17 protein-coding genes are annotated in these 13,645 nt (G+C 67.3%); 15 read left to right on the forward strand and 2 right to left on the reverse strand.

Features of this window, described 5'->3' with window-relative positions; genetic code table 11:
* The first annotated feature begins 87 nt into the window (after positions 1-87).
* The 10 genes from AMYAL_RS0145290 (at position 88) to AMYAL_RS0145335 (ending at position 7,698) form a co-directional block, all read left to right on the forward strand.
* Positions 88-867, forward strand: coding sequence for a reverse transcriptase domain-containing protein (locus AMYAL_RS0145290; protein WP_026467992.1), 780 nt, complete (start codon positions 88-90; stop codon positions 865-867).
* A 3-nt stretch (positions 868-870) separates the two neighbouring features.
* Positions 871-1,428, forward strand: coding sequence for a formylglycine-generating enzyme family protein (locus AMYAL_RS0145295; RefSeq protein WP_020637942.1), 558 nt, complete (start codon positions 871-873; stop codon positions 1,426-1,428).
* The gene (locus tag AMYAL_RS0145300) at positions 1,425-1,913 is read left to right on the forward strand and encodes a DUF6884 domain-containing protein (RefSeq protein ID WP_020637943.1); all 489 of its coding nucleotides are present in this window, start codon (positions 1,425-1,427) and stop codon (positions 1,911-1,913) included. Before AMYAL_RS0145295 ends, AMYAL_RS0145300 begins: the two co-directional genes overlap by 4 nt.
* On the forward strand, positions 1,910-2,944 hold the full coding sequence (locus tag AMYAL_RS0145305; RefSeq protein WP_245193369.1) for a glycosyltransferase family 2 protein: 1,035 nt from the start codon (positions 1,910-1,912) through the stop codon (positions 2,942-2,944). The genes AMYAL_RS0145300 and AMYAL_RS0145305 overlap by 4 nt, the downstream gene beginning before the upstream one ends.
* The gene (locus AMYAL_RS0145310) at positions 2,941-3,918 is read left to right on the forward strand and encodes a radical SAM protein (RefSeq protein WP_020637945.1); all 978 of its coding nucleotides are present in this window, start codon (positions 2,941-2,943) and stop codon (positions 3,916-3,918) included. Before AMYAL_RS0145305 ends, AMYAL_RS0145310 begins: the two co-directional genes overlap by 4 nt.
* A 65-nt stretch (positions 3,919-3,983) precedes the next feature.
* The gene (locus tag AMYAL_RS0145315; protein WP_020637946.1) at positions 3,984-4,490 is read left to right on the forward strand and encodes a helix-turn-helix domain-containing protein; all 507 of its coding nucleotides are present in this window, start codon (positions 3,984-3,986) and stop codon (positions 4,488-4,490) included.
* 44 nt (positions 4,491-4,534) lie between these two features.
* Positions 4,535-5,098, forward strand: a complete 564-nt coding sequence (locus AMYAL_RS0145320; RefSeq protein ID WP_020637947.1) for a phosphoribosyltransferase — start codon at positions 4,535-4,537, stop codon at positions 5,096-5,098.
* Positions 5,091-6,212 (forward strand): glycosyltransferase family 4 protein, encoded by a 1,122-nt coding sequence (locus tag AMYAL_RS0145325; RefSeq protein WP_020637948.1) that lies wholly within the window; start codon positions 5,091-5,093, stop codon positions 6,210-6,212. The genes AMYAL_RS0145320 and AMYAL_RS0145325 overlap by 8 nt, the downstream gene beginning before the upstream one ends.
* Positions 6,212-7,069 (forward strand): 5'-3' exonuclease, encoded by an 858-nt coding sequence (locus AMYAL_RS0145330; RefSeq protein ID WP_280632821.1) that lies wholly within the window; start codon positions 6,212-6,214, stop codon positions 7,067-7,069. Before AMYAL_RS0145325 ends, AMYAL_RS0145330 begins: the two co-directional genes overlap by 1 nt.
* A 5-nt stretch (positions 7,070-7,074) precedes the next feature.
* Complete coding sequence (locus AMYAL_RS0145335; RefSeq protein ID WP_245193427.1) at positions 7,075-7,698, forward strand: PIG-L deacetylase family protein; 624 nt, start codon at positions 7,075-7,077, stop codon at positions 7,696-7,698.
* 35 nt (positions 7,699-7,733) lie between these two features.
* Here the strand turns inward: AMYAL_RS0145335 and AMYAL_RS0145340 are convergent, their stop codons facing one another.
* A complete protein-coding gene (locus AMYAL_RS0145340) occupies positions 7,734-8,282 on the reverse strand; it encodes a flavoprotein (protein WP_039795091.1) in 549 nt (182 codons plus the stop codon).
* Positions 8,279-9,280 carry an XRE family transcriptional regulator gene (locus AMYAL_RS47660; RefSeq protein WP_245193371.1) on the reverse strand — a complete coding sequence of 334 codons (1,002 nt, stop codon included), beginning with the start codon at positions 9,278-9,280 and terminating at the stop codon, positions 8,279-8,281. The genes AMYAL_RS0145340 and AMYAL_RS47660 overlap by 4 nt, the downstream gene beginning before the upstream one ends.
* Positions 9,281-10,123: 843 nt before the next feature.
* Between AMYAL_RS47660 and AMYAL_RS50750 the strand changes: the two genes are divergently transcribed.
* The 5 genes from AMYAL_RS50750 to AMYAL_RS0145370 all read left to right on the forward strand — a co-directional run bounded on the left by AMYAL_RS50750 (position 10,124) and on the right by AMYAL_RS0145370 (position 13,319).
* Positions 10,124-10,384: a helix-turn-helix domain-containing protein gene (locus AMYAL_RS50750; RefSeq protein WP_084702357.1), complete on the forward strand. Its 261-nt coding sequence runs from the start codon at positions 10,124-10,126 to the stop codon at positions 10,382-10,384.
* The gene (locus AMYAL_RS47670) at positions 10,385-10,789 is read left to right on the forward strand and encodes an RNA polymerase-binding protein RbpA (RefSeq protein ID WP_063712280.1); all 405 of its coding nucleotides are present in this window, start codon (positions 10,385-10,387) and stop codon (positions 10,787-10,789) included.
* Positions 10,790-11,080: 291 nt separating this feature from the next.
* Positions 11,081-11,644 carry a 6-pyruvoyl trahydropterin synthase family protein gene (locus tag AMYAL_RS0145360; RefSeq protein WP_020637955.1) on the forward strand — a complete coding sequence of 188 codons (564 nt, stop codon included), beginning with the start codon at positions 11,081-11,083 and terminating at the stop codon, positions 11,642-11,644.
* Positions 11,645-11,655: 11 nt separating this feature from the next.
* Complete coding sequence (locus AMYAL_RS0145365; protein ID WP_245193372.1) at positions 11,656-12,369, forward strand: 7-carboxy-7-deazaguanine synthase QueE; 714 nt, start codon at positions 11,656-11,658, stop codon at positions 12,367-12,369.
* Positions 12,370-12,500: 131 nt separating this feature from the next.
* Positions 12,501-13,319: an inositol monophosphatase family protein gene (locus AMYAL_RS0145370; RefSeq protein ID WP_211295820.1), complete on the forward strand. Its 819-nt coding sequence runs from the start codon at positions 12,501-12,503 to the stop codon at positions 13,317-13,319.
* The last annotated feature ends 326 nt before the right edge of the window (positions 13,320-13,645 follow it).

A 13,645-nucleotide genomic window follows, 5' to 3' on the forward strand; every position in this document is an offset into this window, starting at 1 on the left:
CCTGCCGCCCAAGCACCCAGCACGGTAGCGCACCCGGACGCAACCGCGCCAGCATCCCCGGCTGCCGGGCCGCAATCGCACTCACTGATGCCGCTGCTGTCCGAGCCGCGTCTGCGCCGCGCGTTACGTCAGTGCGGCAGGCGGGCCTCCACCCCCGGTGCCGACGGCATGACCTGGGGGCGACTACGCAGCGAGGCCCACGTGATGCTGCCGCAACTGGCCCTCGAGCTCGCCGAGGGCACCTGGCGGCCCGAACCGGTCCGGGAGGTGCAGCTGCCCACCTATACCGGCAAACAGATGCACACCTTCATCCCCACTGTACGGGACCGTCTGGTGCACCGCGCGCTGCGCATCGCGTTGGAGCCGGTGCTGGAAGCGAGCGCCTTCCGCGACTGGGTCTCGGGATTCCGCCCACGCCGAAATCGCATCACCGCGTTGCGGCAGGCCGCCGTGCATCATCAGGCAGGCTTCCGTTGGATCGCCGATCTCGATGTCGCGTCGGTGTCCGAGGGCGCGACGATCGACGAGGTCATCGACTGGCATGCCGAGCACATCCACGACGGCACTTTCCTGGCCCGCTTGCGTACGGCGCTCGCCGCGATGCCGAGTCCGATCGCGGCGGGCTCAGGTCTGGCGCCCCTGCTGATCAACCTTCGTTTGTCCCAAGTGGACACACAACTTCCGCAGCTTCGGGTCGTCCGTTTCGCCGACAACTATGCCGCTTTTGCCCCGACCTGTGAGGAAGCGCACGGGGCCTTCGACACCATTAGCGACGCGCTCCTGCGGCTTCGGTTACGTCCCAACGAGCGCAAGAGCCGCATCAGGAATGACGCCAATGTCGAAGACCTGTTCCTGATCGGCGGCTGAGACATGCATCTGGAATGGATCAAGGTCACCGGCGGGATCTGCGCATACGGGGACACCGGGCGCCCGGTCAAGGTCCCGACCCTGTTGTGGACGCGTACCCCGCTCGCCTACGGGCACCTGCCGAGCGACCAGGCTGGTCTCGGGGGGCGGTATCCCGTCACCGAGATCAGTCACGCCGAGGCGATCCAGATCGCCGGTCGCCTGGGCGGCCGGTTGCCGTGCTCGGTGGAGTGGGAGTGGATGGCTGCCGGAGCCGGGCGCCGACGCTGGCCGTGGGGTGCCGCACCCTGGCAACCGGCGTTCGCGAACCTGCGGGACTCCCTGCACGACACGGTCACCCCGGTCGACACTCATCCCGCCGGAGCCACACCCGAAGGCATTCTCGACGTCGCGGGCAACGTCTGGGAATGGACCGCCAGCACCGCGATGAGCGACGGCGTCGTCATCCGAGGCGGCTCCTTCGCCTCGTCGCCGTTGTACGCGCAATGCACGTTCCTCAACGCCGCCCCCGGCGAGTTGCGCTCGCGCGGTATCGGCATGCGGGTGGTGCGCGAGCTATGACTCTCCAGCCACCCACTACTCGTGTCCTCGCACCCAACCATGGACTGATCATCCTCAACTGTTCACGGCGCAAGATCGTCACCGCCGCGCCGGTCGTGGCGCTCGACCTCTACCAGGGCGGATGCGTCCCTAGCGCGCGAGAACATTTCGCCGCGGATCCCGCTCGCCGAGCTCGGATCCGGATCCTGTCCGGCGCCCACGGCCTGCTGCGACCTGAGACCCCGATCAGCACCTACGACCACCGGCTCACGACCCGAGCCGAAGCCGCACGCCTGCACAAGCGGACGGTCGCCGCGCAACTGGACGCCGAACTCGCCGACGCACCATCGCTGCAGCACGTGCTGATCCTGGTCGAGCCTCTGTACCTGCACGCTCTCCAACGCGTGTTCGACCATCCCGCCCTGTTCGGGCAGATCACGATCATCCCGGATACGAGGGCATGGCACGACGCACTGCCCCACCTTCGGGACTGGGGGTGGGCGTGACCACGCTGGACGAGAAATTACTGCACCGCAACAACTTTCACACCAGCAGCACCCGAAGCTGGGAGGCCGTGTCGGGGATCGGCTGGCACGAGCCCACGCCCTCGGGCCTTCCGCTGGCCGCCATACGCACCCTCTCGGTCGTCATCCCGGCCCACAACGTCGGCTACTGCCTTTCGGCCGTCCTCGACGCCTTGGAAGGCCAGCACCACCGGTACAGGTTCGAGGTCATCGTCGTCGACGACGCCAGTACCGACACAACAGCCACCATCGCCGCTCAGCATCCGATCGTCACCACCGCCCTGCGGCTCCCTGAACGGGCGGGCGCGGGCACCGCGCGCAACCTCGGCACCGCGGTCGCCCGCGGGCAAACCGTCGTCTACCTCGACGGTGACATGGTCCTGCCGCCGCACGTGATCACCGACATCGCCGCCCGCGCGACCGACACCACGGTGCTCGTCGGGTTCCGGCACAACCTCCCCTACGACCTGCACCAGGGCGGACGTGGAGTGCTCGCTGAGCACCCGCACCTCGCCGCCGACCACCGCGTCGTCTGGCGACCACCGGTCGGCCGCCCCTTGCTCTACACGGGAATCACGCTGGACCAGCGCCTCGAAGGCCGGCCGCTGGATCACACCCGCGATTTCCTCGACCTCGGCTACGGCCAGCGCTATATCGACTGGGACCTCCCCCGCATGGTCGTCACAGCCCTCGTCGCCGTTCCCCGCGCCGCTGTCCTCGATGTCGGAGGGTTCGATCCCGAATTCGGGCGCATCGGCTGGGGCATGGAAGACACCTACCTCGGCGCGTGCCTGATCGCAGCCGGCCTGTTGATCATCCCGCTCCGGCAGGCCGTCGGGTTCCACCTCGATCCACCGGACGCCGGCCAGCAATGGCAGCACAAACTCGCTCGCTGGCCCGCCACCCTCGCCCGCTACCGGGAACTCATGCGGCGGCCCGCCCTCTACGGCCGCTCCCGGACATTCATGGCCGACATGACCGAGCTACTGCACACCTGCGAGGTACTGCGATGACCCCGTCACTGCCGACGATGACGACCACGGTGCGAACTTTCGCGGCGCGGCCAGACGGAGCCGAAGGTGTCGTCCACGACCCGCTCACCGGATTGACCCACCGCACCAGTCGCGCGCTCGGCTCCGGACGTGTCCGGCTGTCCGCCACCGATCTCGCCTCCTGGCCTGAGGTTCATCCGGCGGCCGTCCAGACGGACGTGCCGATCAGCGTGTGCTGGTCGCCCGTGGTGCGTTGCAACCTCGCCTGCTCGTACTGCCTAGACGACAAATCCGTGTCTGAGCTGGCCCGGCCCGAGCGCCACCGCATCGCGAACCTGATCGCCGAGACCGCGGTTCTGGGTGTGGACATCTCCGGCGGCGAACCATTGCTGCTGCGCGACCTGCCCGACCTGATCGACGTGCTCGTCGCGGGTGGTTGCGCGGTCAGTGTGACAACCAACGGAACGCACCTCGCCCGCCGCGCCGAAGCCCTGGCCGGCCGCGTGGACGCCGTACGAGTGAGCCTGGACGGACCTGACGCGGAACGTCACGACCGGTGGCGCGGCGCAGGCAGCTTCGACCACGCCGTCACCGGAATCCGTGCAGCGATCGCCCAAGACATCCCCACCCAGATTCAAGCCGTGCTCCTACGCTCCACAGCCCAGGCCAGCATGCGGGCGATGGTCGACCTGGCCGCCACGGTAGGGGCGAGCGGAGTGACCTTCCTGCAGATGCTTCCCATCGGGGAAGGCGCCGCCCTGGCCGGGACCGAGCAACTGACCGATGACGAGGCTCTCGGTCTCCTCGCCGAACTGAAGACCACCGCGGCCGTGCCCGTCCGTCTGCGTACTCGCCAGGCGGCCGGAGGCTTCACAGTGATCCGCTCCGACGGCCAGATCTGGCGCAACCAGCCGGGCGCACACGCCATCAGCGCCCTCCGCCCCCTGCACACGGCCAGTGACCTCGCACTGACTGCCTGGGACGGATCGGCATGAGCGCCTCTCCGGACACACCTCGAGCCGGCCCAGCTCGCAAGCACACGCCCTGGAGAGGACAAGACATGAACACACCGACGAGCGAACAGCTCGATCAGTTCGCGCACGCCCTGGGCGACACCCTGCGGGCTGCGCGGAGAGAACGCGGCTGGACCCGCAAACAGATGCGCGCCGCGATGTGCACCGACGACGACCTCTCCCTGCAAACGCTCGCCAGCTATGAACTCGGCACACGCCGGATATCCGTCGAGCGGCTGATCGAAGTGTGCGCTGTACTGAAGAGACAGCCGGACGAGCTCCTTCGCCGCGCGACCACCCTCGCGTTCAGCGGTCACTACGGGACCCGCATCAACATCGACCTCCTCAGCCTCGCACACACCGCCGATCCTCGGCTGCGGCCGCTCCAGCGCTGGGCGCAGGTCCGTGTCCAGCAATCCACCCCAGAACGGGTCTTGGTCGAAGAGCTCGACGCCACCGCGCTGTCCGCGATGGCCGACATCGCCGGGACCACTGTGTACGACCTCGTACACGCATTACGCGGAATCAGTTCAGCCCACCACGTAAGCGCCTAACTCGCCAACGCGATTTCCCCGCCCTGTAAGGAATAGGACCGCGCATGACCACCGCACGCCGAGACTTCGATCACCGCAAGATCTGGCGCGTGACACCGGAGGCTCTCCACGACGCTGCCACGCTTCTGGCCGACACGATCCTGCGTGATCACTCGTCGGTCGAGCGCGTCATCGGCATCGCCAACGGCGGTGTCTCACCCGCCCACCTCATCGCCACCACACTTCGGATGAACGCCCGCATGGTCCGCGCCCGCCACAACATCGGTGACGACGTCTACCAGCAAGCCACCGGTGACGTGTCCCTCGATCTCACCCCGCTGACCCGTGCCCTCAACGGTCGACGGCTCACAGGCACGGTGCTGGTGGTGGACGACATCTGCGGCAGCGGCGCGACCCTTCGGCGCGTCCACGACGACTTCGCCCCTTTGCTCAGCCCCAGCGCCCAGATCCTGACCGCGGTCCTGTGCCTCAACACCGGAGCGACCACGCTGCCGGACTACTCGATCTGGACTGTCTCGGACTGGGTCGTCTTTCCCTGGGAAACCCCGCCCGCCGACCAGGACACCACGCCCTTGCCGCCGCCGAGGAAGGTCCTCCACCATGTCTAGCGCGCCCCCGCTGACCGTCGCGTTCGTCCTGGCCTCCTACACCCCGAACGCGCCGGCCGGGATCGAACGCGCCACCGCCGCCCTCGCGCACGGCCTGCGCCAGCTCGGCCACCGCAGTCTCATCCTGACCGCCGCCCCGATCGACACCCCGGACGACACCGTGATGCGGCTGCGCTCGGTGGGCGTCACCTTCCCCTGTGACGACGGTGAACTGCGCGACGCGATCAGCACCCACGGCCAAGACGCGCTGCTCGCCGCCGAACTGTGCGAGGTCTACCGCAGGCACCGAGTCGACGTCGCCGTCTACACCGACGGTCTATGGGGCCTAGGCAGAGCGGCACCGATCAGCCGGGCACGCACAGTCCTCGCCATGCACGTCGTCGGCCACGACCAGGACCTCGAGCCCGCCCTGGCTCGCGCCGACCTGGTCATCGCCCCGTCCCAGGTGGTGCTCGACCAAGCACACGCTCGCGTCTACGACACCGGTGGCTGGCTGGTCGTGCCCAACGCCCTGCTGCACACTGCGCCACTCCCCTCCGACTCGCGACGGGAGGCGCTGCGACGACACGGCCCGATCCGCGTCCTGGCCCGGCTCGGAGCAGAGAAGAACGTCCGGGCCTTGCTGGACGCCGGTCGGCTGGTGGACCGCACGGTCGAGGTGATCGTCGGTGAGGCCGGTTTCGAGGCAGCCATCGGCGACCAGGCGGCCGAACTCGACCAGTGCCGCTATTCGGCCGCGCACCTCGCCCTCGGGACCGTCCACGGCGGCGGCCTCGGCTGGGACCGGGTGCCGGCCTGGCTCGCGCAGGCGGCCGTGGTGATCGTGCCCTCGCTACGCGAGACCTTCGGGCTGGTCGCGCTGGAGGCCATGAGTGTCGGGACCCCGGTCGTCGCCTTCGACGTGGGCAACCTGCCCTCGCTGGTCGGCACCGGCGACGGCTCGGGCGGCGTGATCATCCCCCGATCGTGGGGCGAACACGGTCTCTGGCGCGCCGCCGAACAGCTACTCGCAGATCCAGTACGCTACGCGCACCTATCCAGGGCTGCGTACTACCGCTCGCGGGACTATCTGCCCACCACAGTCGCCGAGACATTCGTAAAGGCGGTGCGGTGATGCCTGCTGGCGTCCCTTTGCTCCTGATTGACGGTCACAACTTGCTATGGCGCGCGGCGTTCGGGTTCCCCGCCGCGATCCTCTCCCGCGACAAAACCCGCGATCTCACCGCCGAGTTCGGGTTCTTCGCCCTGCTCCGCGTCGCGATCCGCGAGGAGATACCGGAACCACCCGAGGTCCTCGTCGTGTTCGACGGCGAGCACGGAGCCGCCGGCCGCAAGGACAGCGACGCCGGCTACAAAGCCAACCGCGTCATCGACGAGGCCGCCCTCAAACCCTTGCGCGCGATCCCGCACGTCCAGCAGGCCCTGACCGGCTACGGCATCCACTGGATCGAAATCGACACCGCCGAGGCCGACGACGTCATCGCCACCCTCGTCGCCGCCACCCGCGAACGCGAACCCGGCCGCCGGGTCTGGATCATGTCCGGCGACCGCGACTTCTACCAGCTCGTCGACGAGCACGTCCGCGCGCTCAACACCGTGATGAAACGCGGCCGGCGGCACATCGGCCCCGCCGAGGTCGCCGAACGCTACAACGTCACTCCCGCGCAATGGCCCGACTTCTGCGCCCTCAAAGGCGACCCCGCGGACAACATCCCCGGCGTGCGCGGGATCGGCGAGGGCACAGCGGCCACGCTCCTGTCAGGCGGGTTGCACCTCGACCAGCTCCCGGACTCCGGACGACTGACCGGCGCCAGGAAAGCCAAGGTCACCGAGACTTGGGAACAAGTACTCGCCTGGCGCGAGCTCATCCGGATGCGCACCGACCTCACACTCCCCTGCCACCCGACCGGTGTTCCCACGCGAGAACTGCCCAAGCCCGCCGACGTCATCGAGAAACTCGGGCTCTGGTGAGCACCATGCCCTTCGCCGCTCCGGCGTCCGTGCTGACCGTGATGGCCCACCCCGACGACGCCGAACTCTGGGCCGGCGGAACTCTCGCACGCTGCAGCGCCTCCGGGGCCGCCGTCACCATCGCCGTCCCGCGCCACACCCAACCAGGACGGGACGCCGAAGCCGCTGCGGGCGCGGCGATCCTCGGGGCCGCGCTCCACGAGTACGACCACCCCACGGCGGCGATGCTGCGCGAACTTCTGCTCGCTATCCGGCCCGAGGTCGTCATCACCCACCCGCTGCGCGACGTCCACGCCGACCACCGCACGCTCGCCGAAGCCCTCGTAACCGCCCTGCCCGACGTCGTCATCGCCACAGGTCATCCGCGCCGGGTCTACACCGCTGACTCCTACAACAGCCTCACTCTCGACGGCGCCATTCCCGCGCACACCATCATCGACATCACCGAGACCTACGAGCAGAAGCGACGTGCCCTCGCGGCGCACGCCTCCCAGCCGATCACCGGCCATTTCGGGCCGATGGCCGAGACACTCGCACGCCTGTGGGGAAGCCGTATCGGCGTCACCCACGCGGAGAACTTCGTGCCGCTGCCGGTACTCGGACGCCTTCCAGCAGCCCCCGCTCTATAACCAGTCAAGCTGCACCACGTCGCACGCCGGTCGACTCATTTGTCCGTAGCGGAGGTAACGGCACTGCGCAGGGAGGAGATGAGGTACGACCAGTCGAAGGTGGCCAGGCCGTCCTCGACGCGGGTGGTGATCGTGTCCGGGTCGAGCAGCGTCACACCGGCCTCCGTGAGCCGGGTGACGCTGTCCGCGTAAGCGGGATGCCGGCGAAGGGCTGGTTTGACGCACGGGGCCGCGACGATGGGGACATCGGTGCCGAGCATCTCGTTGAGCACGCCCAGCGCGAACGTGTCACTGATACCTGCCGCCCACCTGTTCACCGAGTTGAAGGTCAGTGGCGCGGCGAGAACAGCGTCGGCACGCGGAAGCGACTTCTCCCCCTGACGAGGTGGCCGCGGAAATACCCGCGTCACGCATCCTGTCATCGCAGCCAAAGCGTCGAGGTCAATCCACGAGGCGGCCGTCGGTGTCGCGATCACGCACACCGTCCAGCCGTCGGCCGACAGCCGGGGAACGAATTCCTTGAGCCGCAACACCGGCGGCGCTGCCGACGCCACCAGATAGAGACACTGCCGGGCAGAGGTCACACCGCGACCCCTGCCCGCACCGCGAGACCACGCAGAGCCGGTACTTCGATGCGCCGCTCGCGGGCCAGCAAGTTTTCGATCAGCGATCGCGCGTTCGGGTTGGCTCGAACCAATTCAGGAGCGACACGCTCGGTTTCCAGCAGGTGAATCACTGCCTGGGGGTCTTCAGTGAGCTGTGTGTGCGCCCACGCGCTGTCCAGGTGGAACTGAGCCTGGCGACCGTTCAGGCCGCCCGGCAATCTAGTGATGTCCAGCTGCTCTGCTGTCGTGAGCGCCCGATGGGGATCGTTCAGCGTGACAGCCACTGAGGAGCGATGGATCAGCACGTTCGACGGCCCGAACGCGGTCCATCCGATGTTGCCGTCGACGCCGAGCCGCCGTGCGAGTTCATCAGCGTGGTCGAGCCGTTCGTCCGCTTCGACAGGGTCGGCGCGGCGCGCGGCGATGACAGCGCTGATCAGGGTCAAGGCGCCACACCATGTCACGCTTTGCGCGTCCTGGTCTCGCAATGCGGCAGCGGCGGAGACGGCTAGCTCCTCGGCCTCCCTGATCCGTTCGGAATCCACTGCGCTGCTGGTGCGCAGCAGCGCACAGGCTCGTTGGTACGCCGCCGCGGCAAGGCCGAAGATGTCCCCAGCGTCTTCGGCCGCGATGCGCGCTTGCTCAGCGGCGGCCAGACTCGCCTCTCCATCGCCCTTTTTCGTCGCCAGCTTGGCCGCGACGATCTCCAGGCTGCACTGCAGTCTCAGTGCTTCTCGTCGCTTCTGCACTGGTCCGTCGATGATCAGGGCGTTGACAGCTTCCCGGACCGATGGCAGTCGCTGGGCGACATCGACATACCGGGCGGCCTGATAGCGCCGGTGCAGGTCCGCAATCCGCGCTGACAGCCCAGGGGGATCCATCCGACGCTTCGGCTCCACACCGCTCTTGCCAGCACGGTGGGCTGTCTCCCCCTCGCAGAGAAGGGCGTCATGCACCACGACCTCGCGCCGATTCATTGAGGCCGTCTCGACCAGAGCAGTCGATGAGGGTTGGAGGAGGATCTCAAGTTCGTCGAGAGAGACTCGAAGTACCTCAGCAATGCGAGGACGTCTCCAGGGATGCGGCGTCTGTGTTCCGCGCTCCCAGCGCCCGACCGTGGAGAGTTCCGTCTTGAGCTGCTGGGCGAGGTCTCCTGAGTGAAGCCGAGGGCCTCGCGCCGAGCCGCGAAGGCCTCTCTCTGAGCTCCCATGAACGTCACCTTGTCTCGCCAGTCGCCTGTCACGATAACCGGCTATTGATCAAGGCCGAGTACGCCCTCAGCGAGCTACACCCGTTCGGACTACCACACCCCAGCAACCTGGTCGAGGAAGCACCAGACCTTCACCACGTCGTGCGCATCCATCACACAATCCCACATCCGATGGCGCAGCGTAGAGCACTCAACGCCGCACCAACGCCCCATGATCGCGTCATACGCGCTCTGGCTATGTCACGGCGGCAGGCGTTCTACTGGCGCTCAGCGCTATCTGCGGAAGCGCAGGCTGGCAGCTCACGGTTCTCCGGTTCACATCGCGAACTAATTCTCGCGGAAGCGATTTCGTCGCGCGGCTTTCTCCGGAAGCGCGAAAATCGCGTCGAAACCTACAGGTAAGGGTGCCCGGACAAGTCATGAAGGGAAAGAATTCGATGCACTCACTCACTCCAGAGGTACGACATGGCAGTGTAGCCTGTCTTGTCGCCATCGTCGCCCGTAGCCGCTTTCGTGCGGCACGGGCGTCCATATCAGCATTTGCCGCGCTCCGCGGCGGGCCATCAGCGCGATCGAGAACGACCCTGTTTCCCGCATGGAGCCCACGGCCATGACATCGGACTTGAAGTTCACAAAAGGGAAACAGGTCACCGGCGTCGCAAGATCCCGCATGGGGTCGAAACTGAAGAAAATGTACGAACGTGGTTCCAGCATTCGAGCGTTGGCCGAGCTGACTGGCCGCTCCTACGGCTTCATTCACCGGCTCCTGCTTGAATCCGGCGTACAGCTGCGTCCGCGCGGCGGCCGCCCTTTCACCCGCTCGCCCAGGCGGAGCGCTGAGCGTGTGGCTCGCCGGATCGGTGTCAGGTAGATGCCACGAACTGTGTTGCGCGGTTACCGCTGGGGTGGTGCGAGTGTGGAGTCCGATCAGGGTGTTGAGCCCGCGGCTCGATTGACAGCCCGGTTCGCATGTTCACGCGGTCACGTGTTCACCGTGCCTTTCGCGGCGGACGCGGAACCTCCGCCGCACTGGAGCTGCCGACAGCATGGACTCGAGGACTGCGCGCGGATCCCGGAACTGGCCGACGACTCGACCGGGGACCTTGGGATCAAGCCGCGTCGGACGCACCTGGACATGCTGCATGAACGGCGCAGCGCAGCCGATTTGGAGACGCTGCTCGCCGAGGCTCTCACAGCGATCCGCCGGCAAGGAGGTCCGCGGCCGGGCTGTGTCCACGTCGGAGACAGGACGTACTCGTTCAGCTACGACAGCTGAACTCATTCGCCCAGCCTGCCCATCGTGAGAACCCGACCCGGTGAATACGTGCCAGCGGATATGCCCTGTGCCGTCGCCTCGCTTCCCTGCTCAGGGAGTGCGACGCCCTGTCCGCGCTTCATCGACGCCGCATCGGCGCTCTGGATAGCGCTGGCTATCCGTCGTTGACTGCCGTGGTGTGCGGCGGAAGGCACCTCCCGCCCCTCGATCTTCCGCCGCACACCCCAACCATCTTCCGCAGGGCGAGATAGCCGAGCCGCGTACACGCGGTGAAGGGATTCGACACTCACGATGCACGACACGGAGACACACGAGCAGGTCAGCCCCGGCCAGGAGAAACCCGCGGTGGCCGTGGTCGCGCCGACGGCCCACCAGATCAGCATCGAGCACACTTTCGAAACCGCCCATCGGCTACCGCAGCTGCCGGGCAAGTGCACCAGCCTGCATGGACATTCCTGGCGGGTCACGGTATCCGTGTCCGCTCCCGCTCTGAGCAGCGACGGGACAGTCGTGGAGTTCGGCGCGCTCAAGGCCGGAGTCCGGCAATGGATCGACACCCACCTTGACCACGGAACCATGCTCGGCATCCGGGATCCGCTCGCGCTGCACCTCTACACCGCGGGATCCAAAGTCTTCCGCTTCGGCGCGGACGGCAGGGAGAGCGCCAGCGATGAGGAACGACTGGCATCCGACTTGCCCTGGCCGACTGTCGAAGCAGTAGCGGTGCTGCTTCGCCGAGTGAGCCAAGCCGCGCTCGTCGCGCTGCCCAGCGCCCCCGACGCCTCGATCGGGCGGGTACTCGTTCGTGAAACGCATCTCAACACCGCCACCTACGGGCCGTCGGACGCGCTGTGAAGCCACCCACGGTGCCCGCCCCAGACCGCGACCTCGTCGTCAACGAAACCTTCGGCCCCACCTTCCAAGGTGAAGGACCAAGCACTGGCCGGTACGCGCACTTCATCCGCCTGTTCGGCTGCCACCTGTCGTGCACGTGGTGCGACACCCCGCACACCCATGACCCAACCCGGTACGACCTCACCGCAGAGCAGCGAATTCTCTCGATCGACGACATCCTGTCCTGGCTCGCCGCCGCACCGGTCGACCTGCTCGTGATCACGGGCGGCGAACCGATGCTGCAGCCGCGTGTCTTGGAACGGCTGCTGCTCGCGATCCGGGACCGCTCGCTCGCCACCGATATCGAGATCGAGATCGAGACCTCCGGCACCATCCCGCCCACTGACCTGCTCACCGCGGCGGCGACACGATTCAACGTTTCACCGAAGCTCGCGCATTCGGGACTGCGCCGGCATCAACGCATTCGCCCAGCGGTGCTGCGCCACCTCGCCGGTACCGGGAAGGCTGTCTGGAAGTTCGTCGTCCAAGAGATCGACGACTTGGATGAGGTCCAAGAACTGACGGAGGCCTACGACCTGCACCCCGTCTGGATCATGCCGGAGGGCACCGACAGCTCCACCGTGCTGACACGGATGCGGCTGCTGGCCGAACCCGTGCTGTCACGCCGCTGGCATCTGTCTCCCCGGCTTCACACGCTGTTGTGGGAGAACGACCGCGGCCGCTGACACCCGCAACTCCCCTTGTCAGCAAGCTAACTGAGCACCACCCGGCGGCACCGCCGACAACGCGAAGTCTGAGGAATCACATGGCGCAGCGGCTTGATCTCACGTCGGCACTCTCCAGAGCCCACACCGCGATGGACCTCGCAGTAGACCACGTGCTCAGCCACCGTCCACATCGGATTCACTACAAAGGTGACCGCGACCCCGTTTCGGATGTCGATGAGACCGTCGAGCGGCTCGTGCACCAGTGCTTGGCAACCGACGACGCCGGCACAGGTTTCCTTGGTGAAGAGACAGGCCCGACCGGAGATCGTCACACTTACTGGGTCCTCGATCCCATCGACGGCACGATCAACCACCAGCACGGCAACCCACTCTGCGCGATCGCACTCGGCCTGGTCCACAGCGGACAACCTGTGCTCGGGGTCATCGCCCTGCCCTTCCTCGGGCACCGGTACTCGGCCGCCGAGGGCGGCGGAGCCTTTCGCGACGACGAGCCGATCACAACCTCCAGCACCGACAGGCTGAACAAAGCCTTGATCGGCTTCGGCGACTACGGCAGCGGTACCGACGCGGGTCTGCGTGACGTCCTGTGCGCCTCCCTGGACCGCTCCTTCACCGCACGCGCCCAGGGACTTCGCCGATACGGATCCACCGCACTCGACTTGGTCTGGGTCGCCGACGGAACCCTCGACGCCTGCGTTCTGCTCGGCAACCGCACCCGGGACACCGCGGCCGGCGCCGTCATCGCCCGTGAGGCCGGAGCTCTCGTTCTCGACTCCGACGCCACTCCGCACTCCGTGCGTTCCCGGTGCGCTGTGGCGGTCACTCCAGGACTGTCCGAGGAAGTGATGCCCCTGCTACGCCTCCTGCGGGGGAGCCCGTTTTGGCCCGGCCGTGACCAGACCGACCCAGATCGTCTCGCCTCCACAACCTCGGCGCCGGACCGTTGAGCCACGACTTCCCGTGAGGAACAACGCGGGTGACGACCCCTCCTTCCCAGAAAGCCCGCCTAGGCAGCACCTAGGCCACCCCAGCGCGTACAGGACCGTCGAGCCCCTGTGCACCTGCGCCGGACACAGCCCCCTGCCCCCTTGATCCGCGACTGGATGCGTGCCTGATGCCCCAAAGCAGCCGGACCGGCGATGAACCCGGCCCTGCTTATAGGCCTCGCAGCCGTCCTGTTGGTGGCGGGCTTGCCCTGCGGGCCCGCGCCCGCCAACGACGTCGGTGCTGGAACGCCCGCCCAGACTCCGTAGCGGGTATCACCGAACGCATC

Origin of the sequence: Amycolatopsis alba DSM 44262 (assembly GCF_000384215.1) — a bacterium.
GTDB lineage: Bacteria > Actinomycetota > Actinomycetes > Mycobacteriales > Pseudonocardiaceae > Amycolatopsis > Amycolatopsis alba.

Coding starts and splice junctions, on each gene's coding strand:
- AMYAL_RS0145370 (WP_211295820.1), top strand. CDS start 12,501: ATGGACCTCGCAGTAGACCACGTGCTCAGCCACCGTCCACATCGGATT.
- AMYAL_RS0145330 (WP_280632821.1), top strand. CDS start 6,212: ATGCCTGCTGGCGTCCCTTTGCTCCTGATTGACGGTCACAACTTGCTA.
- AMYAL_RS47670 (WP_063712280.1), top strand. CDS start 10,385: ATGCCACGAACTGTGTTGCGCGGTTACCGCTGGGGTGGTGCGAGTGTG.
- AMYAL_RS0145325 (WP_020637948.1), top strand. CDS start 5,091: ATGTCTAGCGCGCCCCCGCTGACCGTCGCGTTCGTCCTGGCCTCCTAC.
- AMYAL_RS0145300 (WP_020637943.1), top strand. CDS start 1,425: ATGACTCTCCAGCCACCCACTACTCGTGTCCTCGCACCCAACCATGGA.
- AMYAL_RS0145295 (WP_020637942.1), top strand. CDS start 871: ATGCATCTGGAATGGATCAAGGTCACCGGCGGGATCTGCGCATACGGG.
- AMYAL_RS0145360 (WP_020637955.1), top strand. CDS start 11,081: ATGCACGACACGGAGACACACGAGCAGGTCAGCCCCGGCCAGGAGAAA.
- AMYAL_RS47660 (WP_245193371.1), bottom strand. CDS start 9,280: ATGAATCGGCGCGAGGTCGTGGTGCATGACGCCCTTCTCTGCGAGGGG.
- AMYAL_RS0145335 (WP_245193427.1), top strand. CDS start 7,075: ATGCCCTTCGCCGCTCCGGCGTCCGTGCTGACCGTGATGGCCCACCCC.
- AMYAL_RS50750 (WP_084702357.1), top strand. CDS start 10,124: ATGACATCGGACTTGAAGTTCACAAAAGGGAAACAGGTCACCGGCGTC.
- AMYAL_RS0145315 (WP_020637946.1), top strand. CDS start 3,984: ATGAACACACCGACGAGCGAACAGCTCGATCAGTTCGCGCACGCCCTG.
- AMYAL_RS0145310 (WP_020637945.1), top strand. CDS start 2,941: ATGACCCCGTCACTGCCGACGATGACGACCACGGTGCGAACTTTCGCG.
- AMYAL_RS0145290 (WP_026467992.1), top strand. CDS start 88: ATGCCGCTGCTGTCCGAGCCGCGTCTGCGCCGCGCGTTACGTCAGTGC.
- AMYAL_RS0145320 (WP_020637947.1), top strand. CDS start 4,535: ATGACCACCGCACGCCGAGACTTCGATCACCGCAAGATCTGGCGCGTG.